Genomic DNA, 17,781 nt, shown 5'->3' with positions numbered 1-17,781 from the left:
GGAATGTTAGAAAAAATAATCATCCATACATCCTATGAAGAATATCCAATTTTCATTGGAAAACTCCAAAAAATTATCTACCCAAATAAAGTCTTAATCATAAGCAATACTAAAGTAGCAGGATTGTATTTAGATAAAGTATTGCAAAATATCCAAGCCCAAGAAGTCTATACATATCTTGTACCTGATGGTGAGGATTATAAAAACTTTGATACGATTGAAAAAATCTTAGAATCTGCTTTTGATTTTCTCTTGGATAGAAAATCTTTAATGATTGCTCTAGGTGGAGGTGTTGTGAGCGATATGGTTGGATTTAGCAGTGGGATTTATCAAAGAGGAATTGATTTTATAGCTATCCCCACAACCCTTCTAGCCCAAATTGACGCCTCTATAGGTGGAAAAACAGGCATTAACAATCGTTTTGGCAAAAATCTCATCGGTATATTTCACCAACCAAAAGCTGTATATATTGATCCAAGTTTCTTATCTAGTCTACCTCAAAGAGAGTTTAAAGCAGGTGTGGCAGAAATGATAAAAATGGCAGTCTGTTTTGATGGTGATTTTTTTGCTTGGTTAGAAAAAAATGACCTGAATTCGACAAAAAATCTTCAAAAAGCAATTATCAAAAGTGTCAATATCAAAGCTAAAGTAGTAGAACTAGATGAAAAAGAAAGTGGAATTCGAGCAGGATTAAATTATGGACATACATTTGGACATGTCATTGAAAACCAAACTAACTATAAACAGTTCTTGCACGGTGAAGCTGTAGCAATAGGAATGAGAATGGCAAATGATTTGGCTCTTGAATATGGCTATTTGAGTGTTAAAGATTATAAACGCATTGAATTGCTTTTAGAAAAATATGGATTAAACTTGGATTATAAGATTATAGATATCAAAATATTTTATGAGAAATTTTTATTAGATAAAAAAACTTTTAATCAAAAAATTAAATTTATCTTACCAAAAAATATTGGAGATTTAATTATTGTCGATAATATCTCTAAAGAAAATATCTTAAAGATATTGTCAAAATGGAGTCAAATTTGAAAATTATTTTTTTATTAACAACACTTATAATTTTTATTTATGGACTAAACAATAACATTGAAATTGAAGAAATAAAATCTCAAATCACCAATATCGACAAAAAACTTGCTTCAAGTAACAATATTTGGCTCAAAAAATATATAAATTTTGACACTTATAATCAAATATATACAGAGGTTGAAAAACTAACATTAGAACTCAAAAACTTAAAAAATGCCAAAAATCCCAATACTGCTAAAATCAATACTCTAACACATAGGCTTGATGCTTTACAACAACAAGAAGAACTTTTAGACGAATACAAGACAAATCCATTCAAAGAATTGATTGAAAAACCAAAAATTGAAGATATTCCTAATATTTCCAATCCAGTGGCTATCATTGAAGGTATTTCTTTTATCAAAAATCTTGAGAATCAAAAATTCACCCTCAAAAAAAATCAAAAAAATCTTGAAGAAATTCTTCAAGATTTGAATAAAAAATATGATCTTTTGATTCAACTCAATACGTTAAAAAAATCAAAAGAAATTTCCAAAGAAATCTCACAAACACAATCGAAAAAACTTGAACTTCAAAGTGCTCAAAATATTTTAAATACAACCATTGATATTTACACCAAAGATAATGATGAAATAACACAAAGACTTTCTATACAAATAAAAAACCAAGTCTTTAAATTAATTTATATTGGATTAGCTATTATCATCAGTATAGGCTTTGCCCTTATGCTGAAAATTTTTGTTCGTCGCTATATACACGATAATGAAAGAGCTTACACAACCAGTAAAATCATTAATTTTTTCAATGTAAGTATTATTATTTTGATACTTTTATTTGCATATTTAGAAAATGTAACCTACCTGGTAGCTTTTCTAGGGTTTGCTTCAGCAGGCTTAGCAATCGCAATGAAAGATTTGTTTATGAGCATTCTAGGATGGTTTGTTATCGTGATTGGTGGGAGTATACATGTTGGTGATAGGATACGTGTTAGCAAAGATGGCAATGTTTATGTAGGTGATGTACTTGATATTTCAATGTTACGTATTACAATGTATGAAGATGTCACGCTCACAACTTATTTAGAAAACCGCCGCGCAGGAAGGATAGTCTTCATTCCTAATAATTATGTTTTCACCACAATGTTTTCAAACTATACACACGGCGGGATGAAAACAGTTTGGGATGGGATTGACTTTACTATTACTTTTGATTCTAACTATAAAAAAGCCTTGTGCATTGCATCAGATGCTGCAACAAAATATTCAAGAGGTTACACCGAAATCACACGAAAACAACTCAATAAAATGCGCGATAAATATTCTTTAAGGAACACTAGCATAGAACCAAAAACTTTCAGTATCATAGAAACCAATGGAATAAAAATATCTGTCTGGTATCAAACCAATGCTTATTCAACCCTTACTATAAGAAGTACTATTTCTGCTGAGATCATTGAAAACCTACTCAAAGAACCTGATATCTTCATTGCTTATACCACAACCAAACTCATCAAAGATGGCAGTGATGGCTTTGGTAATAAGCCTTCTGAATTCAAAAATTCAACCACTAAAGATGAAAAGGATTGAAATGAGACAAAAAGTATTTTTCAAGACTTTTGGTTGCCGCACAAATCTTTTTGATACACAAGTAATGAGGGAAAATCTTAAAAGATTTGATTATACAGATAGTGAAGAAAATGCTGATATTATTGTAGTGAATTCTTGCACAGTTACCAATGGTGCTGATAGCGGAGTTAGAAGCTATGTTAATAAGGTCTTTTCAAGCGGAAAAAAGATTTACTTTACTGGTTGCGGGGTAAAAACACAAGGAAAAAATCTTTTTGAAAAAAATCTTACTTTTGGAGTATTTGGTCATAGCCAAAAAGAAAAAATTGATGATTTTTTGAATGTCAAAAAAAAGTTTTTTTATGATGATGACCTTAACGCTTCACATCTAGATACAACGATTGTAAGCGAATTTGTTGGTAAATCACGTGCATTTATCAAGATTCAAGAGGGTTGTGATTTTGCTTGTAGCTATTGCATTATCCCTTCTGTGAGGGGTAAAGGAAGAAGTATGAATGAAGCTAAGATTCTAGAACAAATCAGAGTCCTTAGAGATACAGGGATTTGCGAAGTAGTCTTGACTGGGACAAATGTTGGGAGCTATGGCAAAGACAAAGGGAATAGTATTGCTAAATTGATAAAACTTATCTCTAAAATTGAAGGCATTAAAAGGATTCGTATTGGGAGCTTGGAACCTGCACAGATTGATGAGGAATTTTTAGAGTTACTTGATAGTGACTTTTTAGAAAAACATCTTCATATTGCCCTTCAATATACAGAAAATTCAATGCTTCAACGAATGAATCGACAAAATCGCTTTGATAGTGATTGTATTCTTTTAGAAAATATTGCTAATAAAGGTTTTGCATTAGGAACAGATTTTATTATAGGACATCCGGGCGAAGATGAGCAAACTTGGCAAAAAGCTTTTGAAAATGCTAAAATTTTACCCCTAACACATATACATCCTTTTATCTATAGCATCAGAAATAATACACCATCAGCTTATATGAAACCTGTTGTGGATGGAAACTTGGCTAAAGAAAGACTCCATAGTATCAATCACTTAGTAAAACAAAAAAATATGGATTTTAGAAAAAAAATTAAAAAATCTAATCAAATTTTAAATATTTTAGTTGAAAATGGTAAAAATGGAGTTTATAATGGTTTAGACCAATATTTCAACAAAGTTAAAATCATTACTAAATGTCCATTTCCAAAGTGGTTACAAACTACTAATTATGAAGTAAATGAAGAGGTAAATAGAATTGAAATCTAAAAATTTATTGGTAGGAATTATAAGTTTATTTATAGTCCTAATTCTAGGAATTTTTATGTTATTTAAGGATGGCTCAAAGCTTATAAGTGCTGATGAGTTTGACAATATTTTGAAATCCAGTGAAATAAAAAACCTCTCAATAGGTGATAATTATATTTATTTAAATACGGGATCAAAATATTATAAAACAGCTAAAATCACCTTTGAAATTCAAAAACTTCAAAATCTCCCCATAAAGATAAAAACCCATACCAATTTAGGAGAAATAGTTTCAGGCATTGGTGTCATTATCTTAATCTTAATTGGAATGGCAGTATTTTTAAGGGCTTTAAATCTGATGATAAAAAAACCTTCAGAAACACCTATCAGAACTTTAAATCAAACCAATTTATTCCAAGAAAACAAAAGTAGCGAAACAAACAATATGAACCAACCAATCAATTCAACAGTTAAATTCAAAGATGTAGCAGGAATTGAAGAGGTCAAAGAAGAACTTTTTGAAATCATTGATTATCTTAAAAATCCTAAAAAATACCAAAAATTAGGGATTTCATTACCTAAAGGTGTTTTATTAGTAGGACCTCCTGGTGTAGGTAAAACAATGATTGCAAAAGCAGTTGCTGGCGAAGCAGGGGTGCCTTTTTTTTATCAAAGTGGGAGTAGTTTTGTGCAAATTTATGTAGGAATGGGAGCAAAACGTGTACGTGAACTTTTTTCAAAAGCAAAGGCAAATGCCCCTTCTATCATATTCATTGATGAAATTGATGCTGTAGGGAAAGCTAGAGGAGGGAGTCGGAATGATGAAAGAGAAGCAACACTCAACCAGTTACTTACAGAAATGGATGGTTTTGAAGATAGCAACGGGGTGATTATTATTGGAGCAACCAATAAAATTGAAGTCATTGATGAAGCACTTTTAAGAAGCGGTAGATTTGACAGGAGGATTTATGTCCAACTTCCTGATTTGGATGAAAGAGTCAAAATTTTAGAAGTTTATCTTGAAGGAAAAAAACATCAGTTGAATGTGCTTGAGGTTGCTAAAATATGTGTAGGATTCAGTGGAGCTATGATTGCCTCACTCATCAACGAAAGTGCTTTGAATGCACTCAAAAGGAATAGTAATTTTATTGAATCTAAAGATATTTTGGATGTAAAAGACAAAGTAGCACTTGGCAAAAGAAAAATCCGAAGCTTTGATGAAAAAGAAAAAAATATCCTTTCTGTTTATCAAGCTGCAAAAGCTATCAGTGCATATTGGCTTGATATTGAGTTTGACAAAGTAACACTTATGGGGGACTTTATTCTTGATGTTGACAAAGAAGTCTTAAGCAAAAGTGAATTGAACAATAAAATAAAAGTCTATCTCAGTGGTGCAATTGCTTTAGATATAATATTTAAAGAAAAATATACTCACTGTGTAGAAGATATCAAAAAAGCTACCAATATTGCTAAAGCAATGTGTGAAGAATATGCAATGTCCAAACACATCATTTCAAATGGCAATGATGTCGAAGAAATCCTCTCAAAAGCACTAAAAGAACAAAGAGAATTTTTAGAAAATACTAAAGAAAATATCCTTTTATTAGCTAAAAAACTCTTTGAAAAAGAAAAACTTAGTAAAGATATAATTATAGAAGTTTCAAAAAATGTATTTTAGTGGGTTTTGTTTTCATAATGAAGAGAGTATTTTTGAAGATTTTATACAAAATTTAAATAAATATGATATATATGGTTTTAGTTATGGAGCACAAAAAGCTTTTGAATGGGTTTATCAGGGATTAGGGAGAGATAGGATTCAACGTTTAATTTTATTTTCTCCAGCTATTTTTAATAACAAAAGTAAGACTTATAAAGAGATACAAATCAATGCTTTTAAAAAAGATTATAAAAAATATATAGAAAAATTTTTATATTTAGCAGGATTTGAAGATACAATGAAAAAATATTTTTATGAAGGAAACTTAAAAGAACTTCAAAACTTATTAGGATACACTTGGGATAATGATAAATTAAAACAAATAAGTGAATATGGGGTAGAGATTGAAGTATATCTAGGAGGGTGTGATAAAATTGTAGATACTTCCTATGCTTGTGATTTTTTTGCCCCATATGGAAGAATATATTTTATAAAATCTGCAAATCATTTTTTAAAAATTAAATAAAATAACTTTAGTATGAATAGATTTTATGGAATAATTTGTTTGTCTTTTCATAAAAATATTACAATTTTAAATTGTAAAAACATCATCATATGATTTATTTGGCATTTTAGAAATCTCTTTCAAATCTCAAAACAATCCTAATTCTAGCTGGCAAAATATAAGATTGTTTAAAGGAGATAAATTAATATTTTTTACCAAAATTACTTATGAAAGCCTCACAAGTCCTCATACCAAAAAGTAATACCAACCAAGAAATATAAATCCAAAGCATCATTATCAATAATACAGATACTGATCCATAAAGGGTTGGATACGTTTTATTATAAGATACATAATAAACAAATCCCCATTTGAATAAATACCAAATACTTGCAGAAGAGAACGAAGTAAATAGTAATGCTTTTTTATTCAAAAATTTATTTGCAGAAACACGAAATAAAATCAAAAACAATATGCAAGTCCCTAGCCATAGTAAAATATCTGGTAAAAGCACTTCATTTACTTTATTTTTAAGGATACCTTGGACCTCTCCACTAAAATAAATACTTAAGAAAAAAGCTATAGGAAATAAAGTCATCATTGCCCAATAAACAATCAAAGAATCAAAAAACTTTCGAGGCTTAGAATTAAACATTTTAGAGGTAATATATTCATAGTTACGAAAAAACATCAAAGAAGTAAAAATAATATAGATAAATCCCATACTCCCTAGTTTTGAACTGTTTTCCATGAATGTATTTAAAAAAGAAGCAATAATATCAGTATGGGTAGGCAAAATACTTGAAAGCATCAATATCTTAATACCTTCTAGACGGATTTTAAAATCAGGGAAATTAAGCATAATAGAAAATGCAATCAAAATTAATGGGATAAGTGCAAAAATTGTATAAAAACTTAATGAGGCTGCATAATAAAACATTTCTTGTTCATGAGTGAGGAAATTATAAATTTCTTGGATTTTTTTCAAAATCTTTTTTGAAAAACTTTTGAATATATCAAAGATATTAATGACAATTTTGAGCAATTTCAAGTCCATATGATCGTATCATTTCAATATCTTTTTGCGGAGCATCGCCTTTAGTAGTCAGATAATCCCCTAATACCACTGCATTAATCCCACATTCAAATAAAGCTTTTTGATCTTTACCAAAAACAATTTCCCTACCTCCAGCTATCATCAAACGAACTTTGGGTAAAAACTCCCTTGCTAAAACCACACATTCTAAAGCCTCTTCAGGTGTTAATGTCTCTTGACCAATAGGCAAAGCAGGATTTTTAATAAAAAAATTAATGGGAGTAGAATGTGGAGAGAGGATTTGCAAAGCCTTTAAAAGCTCAATCCTATCCCCCCAACTCTCACCTAGTCCAAATATACCACCACTACACAGACCAAGTCCTGCACTCAAAGCGTTTTCACAAGTCTGAAATCTTTCTTGCCAAGGATGAGTAGTGCAGATTTTTGAAAAAAAATCTTTAGAAGTTTCAAGGTTATGATTATAGCTATCCACACCATTTTGCCTAAGGTATATAAGCGAATCAATATCTGCTCTCCCACAACAAGCAATAATATGCAAATCCAAGCCATCGTCTTTAATCATTTTGGCTGTTTTAGCAATATATTCACATTTTTTATCATCCAACCCTCTACCTGCAGTGACTAGACAAAATCCTAATGCACCATACTCTTTCAATCTTCTAGCTTCATCCAAAACTTTTTTAGGATCTTTGAATTTGTATTTCTCAATATCAGCATGATAGTGTGAACTTTGGGTGCAATACGCACAGTCTTCGCTACAATTACCACTACTTACATTTGAAATTGAGCATAAAAATATTCCATCATCCATGCAATACCTTCCCTTTTAGAAAGTATGATTATAACCAATTTAAAATCATATCTTTTGTGAAACTTTAAATTATAAGCTTTCTAAAACTTCTTTTACATGTCCTTTTACTCTGACATTATAAAATACTTTAGAAATTTGACCATTTTTATTAATGATAAAAGTAGATCTTATGATACCAAATACTTCTTTACCATACATCATTTTTTTGCCATACGCACCATATTTTTCTGCAATACTTTTATCAAGATCACTAAGTAAAATATGTTTGAGTCCTTTATTTTCAATAAACTTCTTATGACTTTTTGGACTGTCTGGACTGATACCCACTACTACAAATCCTTTTTGAAAAAAATACTCTAATAATTGAGTAAAATCTTCTGCTTCTGTAGTACATCCAGGTGTATTATCCTTGGGATAAAAATATAAAACAATACCCTTAGAATTTAAATCCTTCAATCCAACTTCTATCTCATCTTGATTTTTCAATCTAAAATCTGGGGCAATATCACCTACCTGTAATTTCATCTGAACTCCTTTAATATAAAATAACTGTTACTTTTTGAGGACCATGCACACCAAATACCGTTTGCAATTCAATATCAGCTGTCCTTGAAGGTCCTGCAATGAATAATAAATTTGTTGGTAGTTTTCCATCTTTACCTTGATTTTTCAAAATCTGTGTCCCTTCAAATAGATTTTGAACGATCATTGTTTTATCTAATAAAATGACACAATTTGGAGCAATCAAAGAAGAAAGTCTTGGACAATTTGGCGAAGATACAACACCAACAATACCAAGATTTGCTATGCCACACACTGCTCTTAATATAGAAGTATCAACCTTAAAAAGCTCTGATCTTATCACTTCAATATTCTTATCATAAGGAATTTTCTCAATCCCACACTCAAATTTAGAAAAATCAAAAGGCAAATTTAAAGCATATAAAACCCTTTGAGCTCCAATACTATCAAAAGTCTTTAAAACATCTTCAGGAAGTTTTTGTAATGTAGTATCTATAATTGTTGCTTTATTGATGGCTTGAAAATATTTATATTCACTCAACAAATCTTGATTTTGAGGGTTTAAGACATTTTTATAATGAGGATTGGCTGGAAAGATATGATTTTTGTTGAGTGCTGATTTTATCCTTGATAATATCTGCGTCCTACTCATAAACCACTCCTTTGATATTTTTTATCTTTGTGTGCAATGAAGCATTTATTTTTGGGGTTGCCCGATATAAAGTCCAATTTTTCAATCCTGGTAAAATGTGCCCCATTTTTTCAATCAAGGGTGAAAAAACATTCACTCCCCACAATAATACTCTCCATTTTATGCCACTTGTAGCCAAAAAAGCAAATACATTCATTGCAAATTTTTCACTTTTATTTCTATGAGTATTTTTATAGCCTTTCACCTTCATCCTACCCTCACCAATCTTTTCACTTCTTAAATCTCTGATGAGTTCAGCTAAAGGAATTTTTACTGGACAAACCTCTGAACACCTTCCACAAAGACTACAAAGATTGAGCATATAACCACAATTATCCAACCCAAAAAGCTGAGGAGAAATCACTTCACCAATTGGACCAGGATAGGTAGATAAATAAGCATGTCCTCCAATCTTATCGTATACAGGGCAATGATTAAGGCAAGTCCCACAACGAATACAACTCAAAGAACGATAATAATGCGAATCTGCCAAAATACTAGAACGATTATTATCTAGCATCACAATATGGACTTCTTGTGGACCATCTAACTCTCCCTCTTTTCTAGGTCCTGCGATAATATTATTATAACAAGTAATAGATGCTCCAACAGCACTTGGGACTAACAAAGTGTTCAAAATAGAAGCGTCCTCAAAACTTTCAACAATTTTCTCAATCCCACAAATTGCAATATGGATATCACAAGCTGTTGTACTCATCCTGCCATTACCCTCATTTTCAACTAACCAGATAGCTCCTTCATTGGCAATGGCAAAATTGACACCCGATAAACCCATTTTAAAATCTTTAAACTTTTTACGCATATATTTTCTAGCTATTGCATTGAGTTTATCAGGCTCACTTTCAAGAGGGGCTTGTAATTTTTCTTTAAAAATTTCACCAATTTGATAGCGATTTTTATGGATTGCAGGGGTCACAATATGTACAGGAGGTTCATCAATAAGCTGAATAATCAATTCTCCCAAATCTGTTTCATTTGCCAATACCCCTTTTTCTTTCAAATAGGCATTGAGATGAATTTCTTCGCTTGCCATTGATTTACCCTTTAAAATAGTGGTAATATTTCTCTCTTTAGCCAATTGATAGATAATTTCATTTGCCTCTTTTGCATCATTTGCCCAATGAACTTTAAAACCATTCTTTGTCGCATTATTTTCAAATCTTTCCAAAAATTCATCCAAATGTGAGAGTGTTTTGAGTTTAACCTCTTTACCCAATTCACGCAACCCCTCCCAATCTGTATACCTTTGTTTTATAAGATTTTTTCTATTGGTTTTCAATGTATCCATTGCAGATTTTAGATTCTTCCGGAGTTGCTCATCAGAAAGTTTATTTGCAATGGCAACTTCATATTGTTTTGTTGAATGAAACAAAATATTCTCACTCATTATAAAATCCCTCCGTTTGAAAGACCAATCCTTTGAGCTAAAAAATCATACAAATGTATCGGTTTTGTTTCTATGCCCATCTTGCTCATAGCTCCACCAATATTAAGCAAACAACCAGCATCTCCAGCAACTAAATATTGAACATTTTTGGTTTGAATGTCAGATATTTTTTCACTCACCATAGCATAAGAAATTTGAGGTTCTTTTACGCTAAATGTGCCACCAAAACCACAACATTCCTCTTCTTTATCCAGTTCAATTAGTTCGACATTTTTGAGACTTTTAAGAAGACTTTTTGAAGAATCTATAGTTTTTGCTACCCTCAAAGCATGACAATTTGAATGCCAAGTGATCCTAACAGGCTCACCTATATCATCATATTTAACACCTATTTTTTTATCCAAAAATTCACTAAGTTCAAATACCCGTGAGCAAAATGCACTCACTTCTTCATAACGTTCACTACCCTCAAATAAAGCCAAATAATCCTGTTTCATCATCCCAGCACACGAACCACTTGGGAGAATAATAGGATAATCTTGCGAAAAAATCCCTATATTATATAAAGCTATTTTTTTACTTTCTTCATAATAGCCTGAATTATAACTTGGTTGAGCACAGCAAGTTTGATCTTTCTTAAAAATAACCTCTATCCCTTCTTTTTGTAACAGCCTGATCGCATTCACACAAGTATCACTATATGCTACACTACCTAAACAGGTTGAATAAAAATAAACCTTCATCTTATCTCCTTTTAACTTTGGATGAAATATACCCTAAAAAAGCATAAAAAAATACAAACCTTACTGATACATATTTACACACAAATAATATGTAAATAAATTATAATATTTCTCTGGGTCTGTATTTTGGCTATACTCATAAATCTCAAACTAAAAATATCAAAGAAGGAAATATAATGCAATACATTCAAGTTTATAATCCGTTTGGTAATATTTGGCTAAGTGCTATGGTTGCATTCTTGCCTATACTATTATTTTTTATTTCATTGATAATTTTTAAGCTAAAAGGATATATGGCAGGTTTATTGACCGTATTCCTCACAATCATTATTGCTATTTTTGCTTATCAAATGCCAATAAAAATGGTTTTTTCAGCATTCATCTATGGTTTTTTATATGGATTGTGGCCTATTGCTTGGATTATCATCGCAGCGATTTTTCTTTATAAACTTTCTGTAAAATCAGGATATTTTGATATTTTACGCGAAAGCATCCTTTCTATTACACCTGATCATAGGATTTTAGTTATTTTGATTGGCTTTTGTTTTGGTGCTTTCTTAGAAGGAGCTATTGGCTTTGGAGGACCTGTTGCTATCACAGCTGCTATACTTGTAGGACTTGGATTACGTCCTTTATATGCAGCTGGATTGTGCATGATTGCCAACACTGCTCCAGTAGCATTTGGTGCTGTAGGTATTCCTATTATTGCTATGGCAGGTGTAGTCAATGTCTCTGCACTTGAAATTTCTTCAATGACAGGCAGAATGCTCCCGCCCCTCACACTTTTTGTTCCATTTTTTATCGTATTTCTAATGGATGGTTGGCGTGGAATCAAAGAAACTTACCCTGTTTTACTTGTAGCAGCTATTTCTTTTGCCCTCATTCAATTTTATAGTTCTAATTATATTGGACCTGAACTCCCTGATATAATATCAGCTATTGTCTCTATTGTAGCCACAATGATTTTCCTAAAATTTTGGCAACCTAAAAGAATATTCAGGACTGATGGCAACGAAATTTCTACCCAGCAATCCAAACATCATATTTGTAAAATAATCCTAGCATGGATACCATTTGTATTGCTAATTATTACAATTTTTATTTGGACACAACCTTGGTTTAAAGATTTATTCAAACCAACAGGACTCTTAGGATTCAGCACTTTCAATTTTGAATTTAGTAACATCAGTGAAAAAATTTTCAAAACAGCTCCTATTGTCACTGAAGGAAAACCTATCGCAGACAAAATTATCTTCTCTTTACCTTTGATTGGAACTACAGGAACATCTATTTTAGTAGCAGCAATACTAAGTATTTTTATCTTGAGGGTTAAATTAAAAGATGCTTTGAATGTATTTGGAAACACATTCAATGAAATGAAAATGCCTATTTTGACTATTGGGCTTGTGCTAGCCTTTGCCTATATCTCAAATTACAGTGGCATATCTGCTACCTTAGCCCTTGCTTTAGCAAGCACTGGGCATGCTTTCACATTTTTCTCCCCAATCATAGGATGGATTGGGGTCTTTCTAACAGGTAGCGATACTAGCTCAAACCTTCTTTTTGGATCTTTACAACAACTCACTGCAAGACAACTAGGTATACCCGAAGTTTTGTTCTTAGCAGCCAATTCTGTAGGTGGCGTAGTAGGGAAAATGATTAGCCCTCAAAGTATTGCCATAGCTTGTGCAGCGGTAGGATTAGTAGGTAAAGAATCTGAATTATTCAGGTGGACATTTAAATACTCAATCCTCTTTGTGATTGCTATTGGTTTTATCACAAGCTTTATTGCATATGTTGTTCCACAAATCATACCTTAAATTTAAACTCAAGTATCTAATTGAAAATCTTTCAATTAGATTAAAAATTCATTATTTCAGCTAAAATCTCTAAAGATTTTTTTCTTTTTTCCTGATCATAAACATCACAGGTAAAGATAAATTCATCTGCTTGAGTTTTATTCAAAATATTAATTAATTCCTTCAATGCTCTTTCTTTACCACCCAATACCATCGTTGAAAGCATTCCTAAAACCGCTTTTTTTTCATTATCATCCCAATCAATTTCTAAAAATGCACTAGGAGGTTTGAGTTTCAAACTCTGATTCCTCAAAAGCGATAAACTCCTCTGATAAGAACTACTTGCCAAAAACAAAGCTTCTTCATCATCAGAAGCCAAAATCAATGGTATTGCAACAATAGCATAAGGTTTTTTAAGCGTTTTAGAAGGGATAAAATTTTCTCTATAAATCCTGAGGGCTTCTAAGAGATAACGAGGAGCAAAATGTGAAGCAAAAGCATATGGAATTCCTTTTTGAGCAGCAACATGGGCACTATAAAGACTTGAACCTAAAAGATAAATTGGCACATTTGTACCATATCCAGGAATAGCTTTTACATTTGAATTTTGGTCTTGAGTTAGAAAATTTTGTAATTCTCCTAATTCTTCAAAAAAATTCTCATCACTTTTAATCCTTTCTTTTCTGATTGCCAAAGAACTTTCATAATCCCCACCTTTTGCCCTACCAACACCCAAATCAATCCTATTACCATAGAGCTCTTGAAGTGTGCCAAATTCTTCAGCTATCATCAAAGGAGTATGGTTAGGCAACATAATACCTCCTGAACCAACTCTAATACTTTGAGTATGAGAAGCAATATGTGCTATCAAAATAGCAGTCGCTGATGAAGCAATGCCATCCATATTATGATGTTCAGCAAACCAAAATCTCTTAAAACCCAATTCTTCAGCTTTATGTGCAATATCCATTGAATTTTTAAGGGCTTGTTGAGGACCACTACCCTCAACAATAGGAACCAAGTCAAGAAAAGAATAAGCTTTTTTTTGTAAAGTCATTACTCCTCCTAAAACTTTTTTACTAAATTTAGATCAGATTTTGAAGAAAAATTATTTTCATAAAGCCTCAATAAAGCAATAAAAAATGCTGTAATCGTAGGACCAACAACAATCCCCCAAAATCCAAATGAAGAAATCCCTGCAAGGATAGAGAAAAAAATCAAAATTTCATTGATCTGAAGAGGAGTTTTTAAAATTTTTTGTTTGATAATTCCAATGATAATAGGTTTTATCAGATTGTCAATCACAAATCCAATAAATACCAAAGAATAAATAATGATAAAAATTGCTATACCAATATTCCCTAAATATAATTCATAAGCAACAATAGGTATCCATACAAGTGCACCACCCACAACAGGAATTAACGAAGCAAGCCCAAATAACACACCAAATAAAAATCCATCGTAGTCAAACCAAATAATCATCAACCCAAACATAAAACCTTGCAAAAAAACATTTAGAATAGAAGTCAGGAACACAACACGTAAAACACCATTTATCTCCTGAAAAACTTCTTGACTTTGAGACACTTCAAAAGGAAGTAACCTTAATATATAATCATAAAATTTATGTGCATAATAAAAAAAGAAAAATAAAAAAATAACAATAAATGCAGCATCAATTACAAAATTCAAGCTATGCTTACCAATATAACCACTGAATTTTATAGCATAAGTCATTATTGATTCTGCAGAAATACTTGAAAGGATGTTATTGACATTGTTACTCCAAGCAGGAAAATACTCAAAACCTTGTGCAATAAGCTGCTTTATTTTGTCTATAAAGGATGAAAAAGCCTCCATATTCATATCTAAAACAAAACCAATAATTTTATACCCTACAAAATAAAATGGCACAATCAAAAAAGTCAAAAGCAAAAATACACAAAAAAATGAACTCAAAGCATTCCATTTGATGTATCTATCAAAAAAATCCTTGAGCCAAAAAGTTGCCACACACAAAAGACCTGCTATCAAAAGATTCATTAAAAAATCTTGATACAAATACCCTATCCAATAAAGACTGATAACAAAAACAATCCAAAAAAAATAAATAGGACGCATTTGATTGACTTATACTCCCAACATTCCATTAAAATCATTTTCAATACCTAATATATCCAATGCTGCAGCAATTTGACCACGATGATGTGTGTCATGCGTTAAAACAGAAATTAAAAATTGATAAATAGGTTTTTCAAATTTAATTCCAGGAAATTCCAAAACCTCAATTTTGGAAAAATCATTGATATGTTCAATCAAAGCAATTATGAAATCATCTACTTTTTTTCTAGCTTCAAAAAGTGTTTGCATACTTATCCGCACCTCATCAGCGATACTCAAATCTGCATTGACTATAGCAGCAATAGAAGCTGTATCTAATTTTTTATCACTATAATTTGCATATACATTAGCAAAAACCATACTATCTACAGCCAAAGCATGTTCAAAAGTCTTGCAAATAGAACGAAAATACAATCCCATATCTTTATTGAAATCATCTATACTAAGACCTTTGAGACAATCTATCATTGCTTGATTTGCACTTTGGTTGTATTTTGCATGAAGCCTTAAAATTTCTTTCATTGTTGAGTCCTTTAGTTTTATCTAATAAATTATACTTAAAAAATAATTACTTATTTAAAGTATTTGAAAATAAAAATTTAAACTAGAAATGATGATAAACTAAATTTGAAGAAATAATGAGGAAGATTTTATGATGGTGGCTTGAGGCGGAATCGAACCACCGACACGGAGATTTTCAGTCTCCTGCTCTACCGACTGAGCTATCAAGCCAAAAAAGAACACAAATTATCTCAAAAAACCCTTGAAAAATAACTTAAACACTTATCTTAGAAAAAAGAAAACATAAATGGTATTATTTTATTTCCAAAGTCAAAGACTATTAAGGAGGAGCTATGAAATTAATCTCATGGAATGTGAATGGTTTGAGAGCTTGTATGAATAAAGGGTTCATGGACTTTTTCAGATCAATCAATGCTGATATTTTTTGCATTCAAGAATCAAAAATGACCCCTCAACAAGCTGAATTTAAATTCAAAGGATATGAAGAATACTGGAACTCTGCTGAAAAAAAGGGATATTCAGGTACTGTCATTTTCTCAAAAACCACCCCTATTAATGTAAGCTATGATATGGGTATCAGTCACCATGATCAAGAAGGTCGTATCATCACTGCAGAATATAATTCTTTTTACTTAGTCAATGTTTATACCCCAAATTCGAAAAGAGAACTAGAAAGACTTCCTTATCGAATGGAATGGGAAGATGATTTTAGGACATTCCTCAAACAACTTGAAAAGAAAAAACCTGTTATTATCTGTGGTGATCTCAATGTTGCTCACAAAGAAATTGATCTTAAAAATCCAAAAACAAATCGCAAAAATGCTGGTTTTACAGACGAAGAAAGAGAAAAATTCACCCAACTCTTAGAATCAGGTTTTACTGATACATTCAGATATTTTTATCCTGATTTAAAGGGAGCTTATAGCTGGTGGAGTTATATGGGGAACGCTCGTCAAAACAACACGGGTTGGAGGATTGATTATTTTTTATGCTCAAATAGTCTTTCATCTAAACTCAAAGATGCTAAAATCTACCCCAATATTATGGGAAGTGATCATTGCCCTGTAGGACTTGAGTTGCAATTAAATTGAGTTAAATCATATGGAGTCACTTGATAAACATAATAATTCAACCAATTTGAAAAAATTAAGCTTGCCCCTGCTCTCCAATTGACTAAAACACAATTATTTTTATCAAAATAATTTTTTGGTTCATCTATGTCAAGCCCTTTTTGCTTATCTCTATCATACTCATCCTTTAGACTATAGGCATCATATTCTAAATGCCCTATGATAAAAATTTTTTTGTTATCTATAGACTTGAGTATGCCTACTCCAACTTCATCATCTTCACACAATATACAAAGCTTATCATTTAAAAATAACTCTTTTTCATTAATACTGCTATACCTAGAATGTGGCATATATATCTTATCATCACATCCTGTAAACAAAACATCAGAGACATTTTTTCTAGCATTGCAAAAGACTCCAAAAATCTTTTTATCTAAATTTTGTTTTCCTATTCCATAATGATAATATAACCCTGCCATTGCCCCCCAACAAATATAAAGAGTGCTATTAACATTATTATGAGCAAAGTCTAAAACTTGCTTCATTTCTTCCCAATAAGAAACTTCTTCAAATGCCATTTTTTCGACTGGAGCTCCTGTAATAATCATCCCATCAAAATTTTTTTCTCTGACCTCATCAAAATAACAATAAAATTTATCTAAATGACTTTTTGGTGTATTTTTACTCTCATAGCTACGAGTCGTTATCAATGTAATATTCACCTGCAATGGAGAATTAGCTAATAATCTAATCAATTGACTTTCAGTCTGTATTTTGGTAGGCATCAAATTAAATATTGCTATTTCTATAGGACGAATATCTTGTTTACTAGCTCTCCCTGAAGACATTACAAAAACATTCTCATCTTGAAGTGCTTTAAAAGCAGGAATATCTTGAGGAATAATTACAGGCATTTCTTTTTCCTTTTATAAACACATATCGTGTTTATTATATTAATAAATAATAAACTAGAGAAAAAGAAATTTAAAATTTTGT

17 protein-coding genes and 1 tRNA gene are annotated in these 17,781 nt (G+C 31.3%); 7 read left to right on the top strand and 11 right to left on the bottom strand.

Going from position 1 to position 17,781, the window contains the following annotated elements:
• The first annotated feature begins 3 nt into the window (after positions 1 to 3).
• The 5 genes from aroB to bioV are packed head-to-tail and all read left to right on the top strand — an operon-like array spanning position 4 to position 6,056.
• Complete coding sequence (gene aroB / locus BKH44_RS05385) at positions 4 to 1,050, top strand: 3-dehydroquinate synthase (RefSeq protein WP_095270901.1); 1,047 nt, start codon at positions 4 to 6, stop codon at positions 1,048 to 1,050.
• On the top strand, positions 1,047 to 2,636 hold the full coding sequence (locus BKH44_RS05380) for a mechanosensitive ion channel domain-containing protein (RefSeq protein ID WP_257842604.1): 1,590 nt from the start codon (positions 1,047 to 1,049) through the stop codon (positions 2,634 to 2,636). The genes aroB and BKH44_RS05380 overlap by 4 nt, the downstream gene beginning before the upstream one ends.
• Position 2,637: 1 nt before the next feature.
• Positions 2,638 to 3,894, top strand: a complete 1,257-nt coding sequence (gene mtaB / locus BKH44_RS05375) for a tRNA (N(6)-L-threonylcarbamoyladenosine(37)-C(2))-methylthiotransferase MtaB (RefSeq protein WP_095270895.1) — start codon at positions 2,638 to 2,640, stop codon at positions 3,892 to 3,894.
• Positions 3,895 to 3,949: 55 nt separating this feature from the next.
• Positions 3,950 to 5,551: an AAA family ATPase gene (locus tag BKH44_RS05370; RefSeq protein ID WP_095270893.1), complete on the top strand. Its 1,602-nt coding sequence runs from the start codon at positions 3,950 to 3,952 to the stop codon at positions 5,549 to 5,551.
• A complete protein-coding gene (gene bioV / locus BKH44_RS05365; protein ID WP_095270890.1) occupies positions 5,541 to 6,056 on the top strand; it encodes a pimelyl-ACP methyl ester esterase BioV in 516 nt (171 codons plus the stop codon). The genes BKH44_RS05370 and bioV overlap by 11 nt, the downstream gene beginning before the upstream one ends.
• Before the next feature lie 181 nt (positions 6,057 to 6,237).
• Here bioV and BKH44_RS05360 read toward each other — a convergent pair whose 3' ends face one another.
• The 6 genes from BKH44_RS05360 to BKH44_RS05335 all read right to left on the bottom strand — a co-directional run bounded on the left by BKH44_RS05360 (position 6,238) and on the right by BKH44_RS05335 (position 11,267).
• On the bottom strand, positions 6,238 to 7,080 hold the full coding sequence (locus BKH44_RS05360; RefSeq protein WP_257842603.1) for a YihY family inner membrane protein: 843 nt from the start codon (positions 7,078 to 7,080) through the stop codon (positions 6,238 to 6,240).
• Positions 7,061 to 7,903 carry a biotin synthase gene (locus tag BKH44_RS05355; RefSeq protein ID WP_095270884.1) on the bottom strand — a complete coding sequence of 281 codons (843 nt, stop codon included), beginning with the start codon at positions 7,901 to 7,903 and terminating at the stop codon, positions 7,061 to 7,063. The genes BKH44_RS05360 and BKH44_RS05355 overlap by 20 nt, the downstream gene beginning before the upstream one ends.
• 69 nt (positions 7,904 to 7,972) lie before the next feature.
• Positions 7,973 to 8,428, bottom strand: a complete 456-nt coding sequence (gene bcp, locus BKH44_RS05350) for a thioredoxin-dependent thiol peroxidase (protein WP_095270882.1) — start codon at positions 8,426 to 8,428, stop codon at positions 7,973 to 7,975.
• A gap of 10 nt (positions 8,429 to 8,438) precedes the next feature.
• The gene (locus BKH44_RS05345; protein WP_095270879.1) at positions 8,439 to 9,077 is read right to left on the bottom strand and encodes a lactate utilization protein C; all 639 of its coding nucleotides are present in this window, start codon (positions 9,075 to 9,077) and stop codon (positions 8,439 to 8,441) included.
• Positions 9,070 to 10,524 carry a LutB/LldF family L-lactate oxidation iron-sulfur protein gene (locus BKH44_RS05340; protein WP_095270877.1) on the bottom strand — a complete coding sequence of 485 codons (1,455 nt, stop codon included), beginning with the start codon at positions 10,522 to 10,524 and terminating at the stop codon, positions 9,070 to 9,072. The genes BKH44_RS05345 and BKH44_RS05340 overlap by 8 nt, the downstream gene beginning before the upstream one ends.
• Positions 10,524 to 11,267 carry a (Fe-S)-binding protein gene (locus BKH44_RS05335; protein ID WP_095270874.1) on the bottom strand — a complete coding sequence of 248 codons (744 nt, stop codon included), beginning with the start codon at positions 11,265 to 11,267 and terminating at the stop codon, positions 10,524 to 10,526. The genes BKH44_RS05340 and BKH44_RS05335 overlap by 1 nt, the downstream gene beginning before the upstream one ends.
• A 176-nt stretch (positions 11,268 to 11,443) precedes the next feature.
• Between BKH44_RS05335 and BKH44_RS05330 the strand changes: the two genes are divergently transcribed.
• Positions 11,444 to 13,087 (top strand): L-lactate permease, encoded by a 1,644-nt coding sequence (locus tag BKH44_RS05330; protein ID WP_095270873.1) that lies wholly within the window; start codon positions 11,444 to 11,446, stop codon positions 13,085 to 13,087.
• A gap of 40 nt (positions 13,088 to 13,127) precedes the next feature.
• On the opposite strand, the gene BKH44_RS05325 is transcribed toward BKH44_RS05330, so the two are convergent.
• From BKH44_RS05325 to BKH44_RS05310, 4 genes are all read right to left on the bottom strand, one after another.
• Positions 13,128 to 14,123, bottom strand: coding sequence for an LLM class flavin-dependent oxidoreductase (locus BKH44_RS05325; protein WP_095270870.1), 996 nt, complete (start codon positions 14,121 to 14,123; stop codon positions 13,128 to 13,130).
• A gap of 8 nt (positions 14,124 to 14,131) precedes the next feature.
• The gene (locus tag BKH44_RS05320) at positions 14,132 to 15,190 is read right to left on the bottom strand and encodes an AI-2E family transporter (protein ID WP_095270868.1); all 1,059 of its coding nucleotides are present in this window, start codon (positions 15,188 to 15,190) and stop codon (positions 14,132 to 14,134) included.
• A 9-nt stretch (positions 15,191 to 15,199) separates the two neighbouring features.
• On the bottom strand, positions 15,200 to 15,712 hold the full coding sequence (locus BKH44_RS05315) for a DinB family protein (protein ID WP_095270866.1): 513 nt from the start codon (positions 15,710 to 15,712) through the stop codon (positions 15,200 to 15,202).
• 134 nt (positions 15,713 to 15,846) lie between these two features.
• Positions 15,847 to 15,922: transfer RNA gene (locus tag BKH44_RS05310), tRNA-Phe, on the bottom strand.
• A gap of 122 nt (positions 15,923 to 16,044) precedes the next feature.
• On the opposite strand from BKH44_RS05310, the gene BKH44_RS05305 reads away from it, so the two are divergent.
• Complete coding sequence (locus BKH44_RS05305; protein ID WP_095270863.1) at positions 16,045 to 16,803, top strand: exodeoxyribonuclease III; 759 nt, start codon at positions 16,045 to 16,047, stop codon at positions 16,801 to 16,803.
• Here BKH44_RS05305 and metA read toward each other — a convergent pair.
• A complete protein-coding gene (gene metA / locus BKH44_RS05300; RefSeq protein ID WP_095270860.1) occupies positions 16,767 to 17,699 on the bottom strand; it encodes a homoserine O-succinyltransferase in 933 nt (310 codons plus the stop codon). The genes BKH44_RS05305 and metA overlap by 37 nt on opposite strands.
• Positions 17,700 to 17,781 lie beyond the last annotated feature (82 nt).

Origin of the sequence: Helicobacter sp. 13S00477-4 (assembly GCF_002272785.1) — a bacterium.
Classification (GTDB): Bacteria; Campylobacterota; Campylobacteria; order Campylobacterales; family Helicobacteraceae; genus Helicobacter_J.
Note: the sequence above shows the minus strand (reverse complement) of the source record. Positions and strands in the feature narration are given on the sequence as shown.

Excerpts from the sequence above, each read along its gene's own strand:
- BKH44_RS05320 (WP_095270868.1), bottom strand. The coding sequence starts at position 15,190 with ATGCGTCCTATTTATTTTTTTTGGATTGTTTTTGTTATCAGTCTTTAT.
- BKH44_RS05305 (WP_095270863.1), top strand. The coding sequence starts at position 16,045 with ATGAAATTAATCTCATGGAATGTGAATGGTTTGAGAGCTTGTATGAAT.
- BKH44_RS05325 (WP_095270870.1), bottom strand. The coding sequence starts at position 14,123 with ATGACTTTACAAAAAAAAGCTTATTCTTTTCTTGACTTGGTTCCTATT.
- bcp (WP_095270882.1), bottom strand. The coding sequence starts at position 8,428 with ATGAAATTACAGGTAGGTGATATTGCCCCAGATTTTAGATTGAAAAAT.
- bioV (WP_095270890.1), top strand. The coding sequence starts at position 5,541 with ATGTATTTTAGTGGGTTTTGTTTTCATAATGAAGAGAGTATTTTTGAA.
- metA (WP_095270860.1), bottom strand. The coding sequence starts at position 17,699 with ATGCCTGTAATTATTCCTCAAGATATTCCTGCTTTTAAAGCACTTCAA.
- BKH44_RS05370 (WP_095270893.1), top strand. The coding sequence starts at position 3,950 with ATGTTATTTAAGGATGGCTCAAAGCTTATAAGTGCTGATGAGTTTGAC.
- BKH44_RS05315 (WP_095270866.1), bottom strand. The coding sequence starts at position 15,712 with ATGAAAGAAATTTTAAGGCTTCATGCAAAATACAACCAAAGTGCAAAT.
- BKH44_RS05340 (WP_095270877.1), bottom strand. The coding sequence starts at position 10,524 with ATGAGTGAGAATATTTTGTTTCATTCAACAAAACAATATGAAGTTGCC.
- BKH44_RS05345 (WP_095270879.1), bottom strand. The coding sequence starts at position 9,077 with ATGAGTAGGACGCAGATATTATCAAGGATAAAATCAGCACTCAACAAA.
- mtaB (WP_095270895.1), top strand. The coding sequence starts at position 2,638 with ATGAGACAAAAAGTATTTTTCAAGACTTTTGGTTGCCGCACAAATCTT.
- BKH44_RS05355 (WP_095270884.1), bottom strand. The coding sequence starts at position 7,903 with ATGGATGATGGAATATTTTTATGCTCAATTTCAAATGTAAGTAGTGGT.
- BKH44_RS05330 (WP_095270873.1), top strand. The coding sequence starts at position 11,444 with ATGCAATACATTCAAGTTTATAATCCGTTTGGTAATATTTGGCTAAGT.
- BKH44_RS05335 (WP_095270874.1), bottom strand. The coding sequence starts at position 11,267 with ATGAAGGTTTATTTTTATTCAACCTGTTTAGGTAGTGTAGCATATAGT.
- aroB (WP_095270901.1), top strand. The coding sequence starts at position 4 with ATGTTAGAAAAAATAATCATCCATACATCCTATGAAGAATATCCAATT.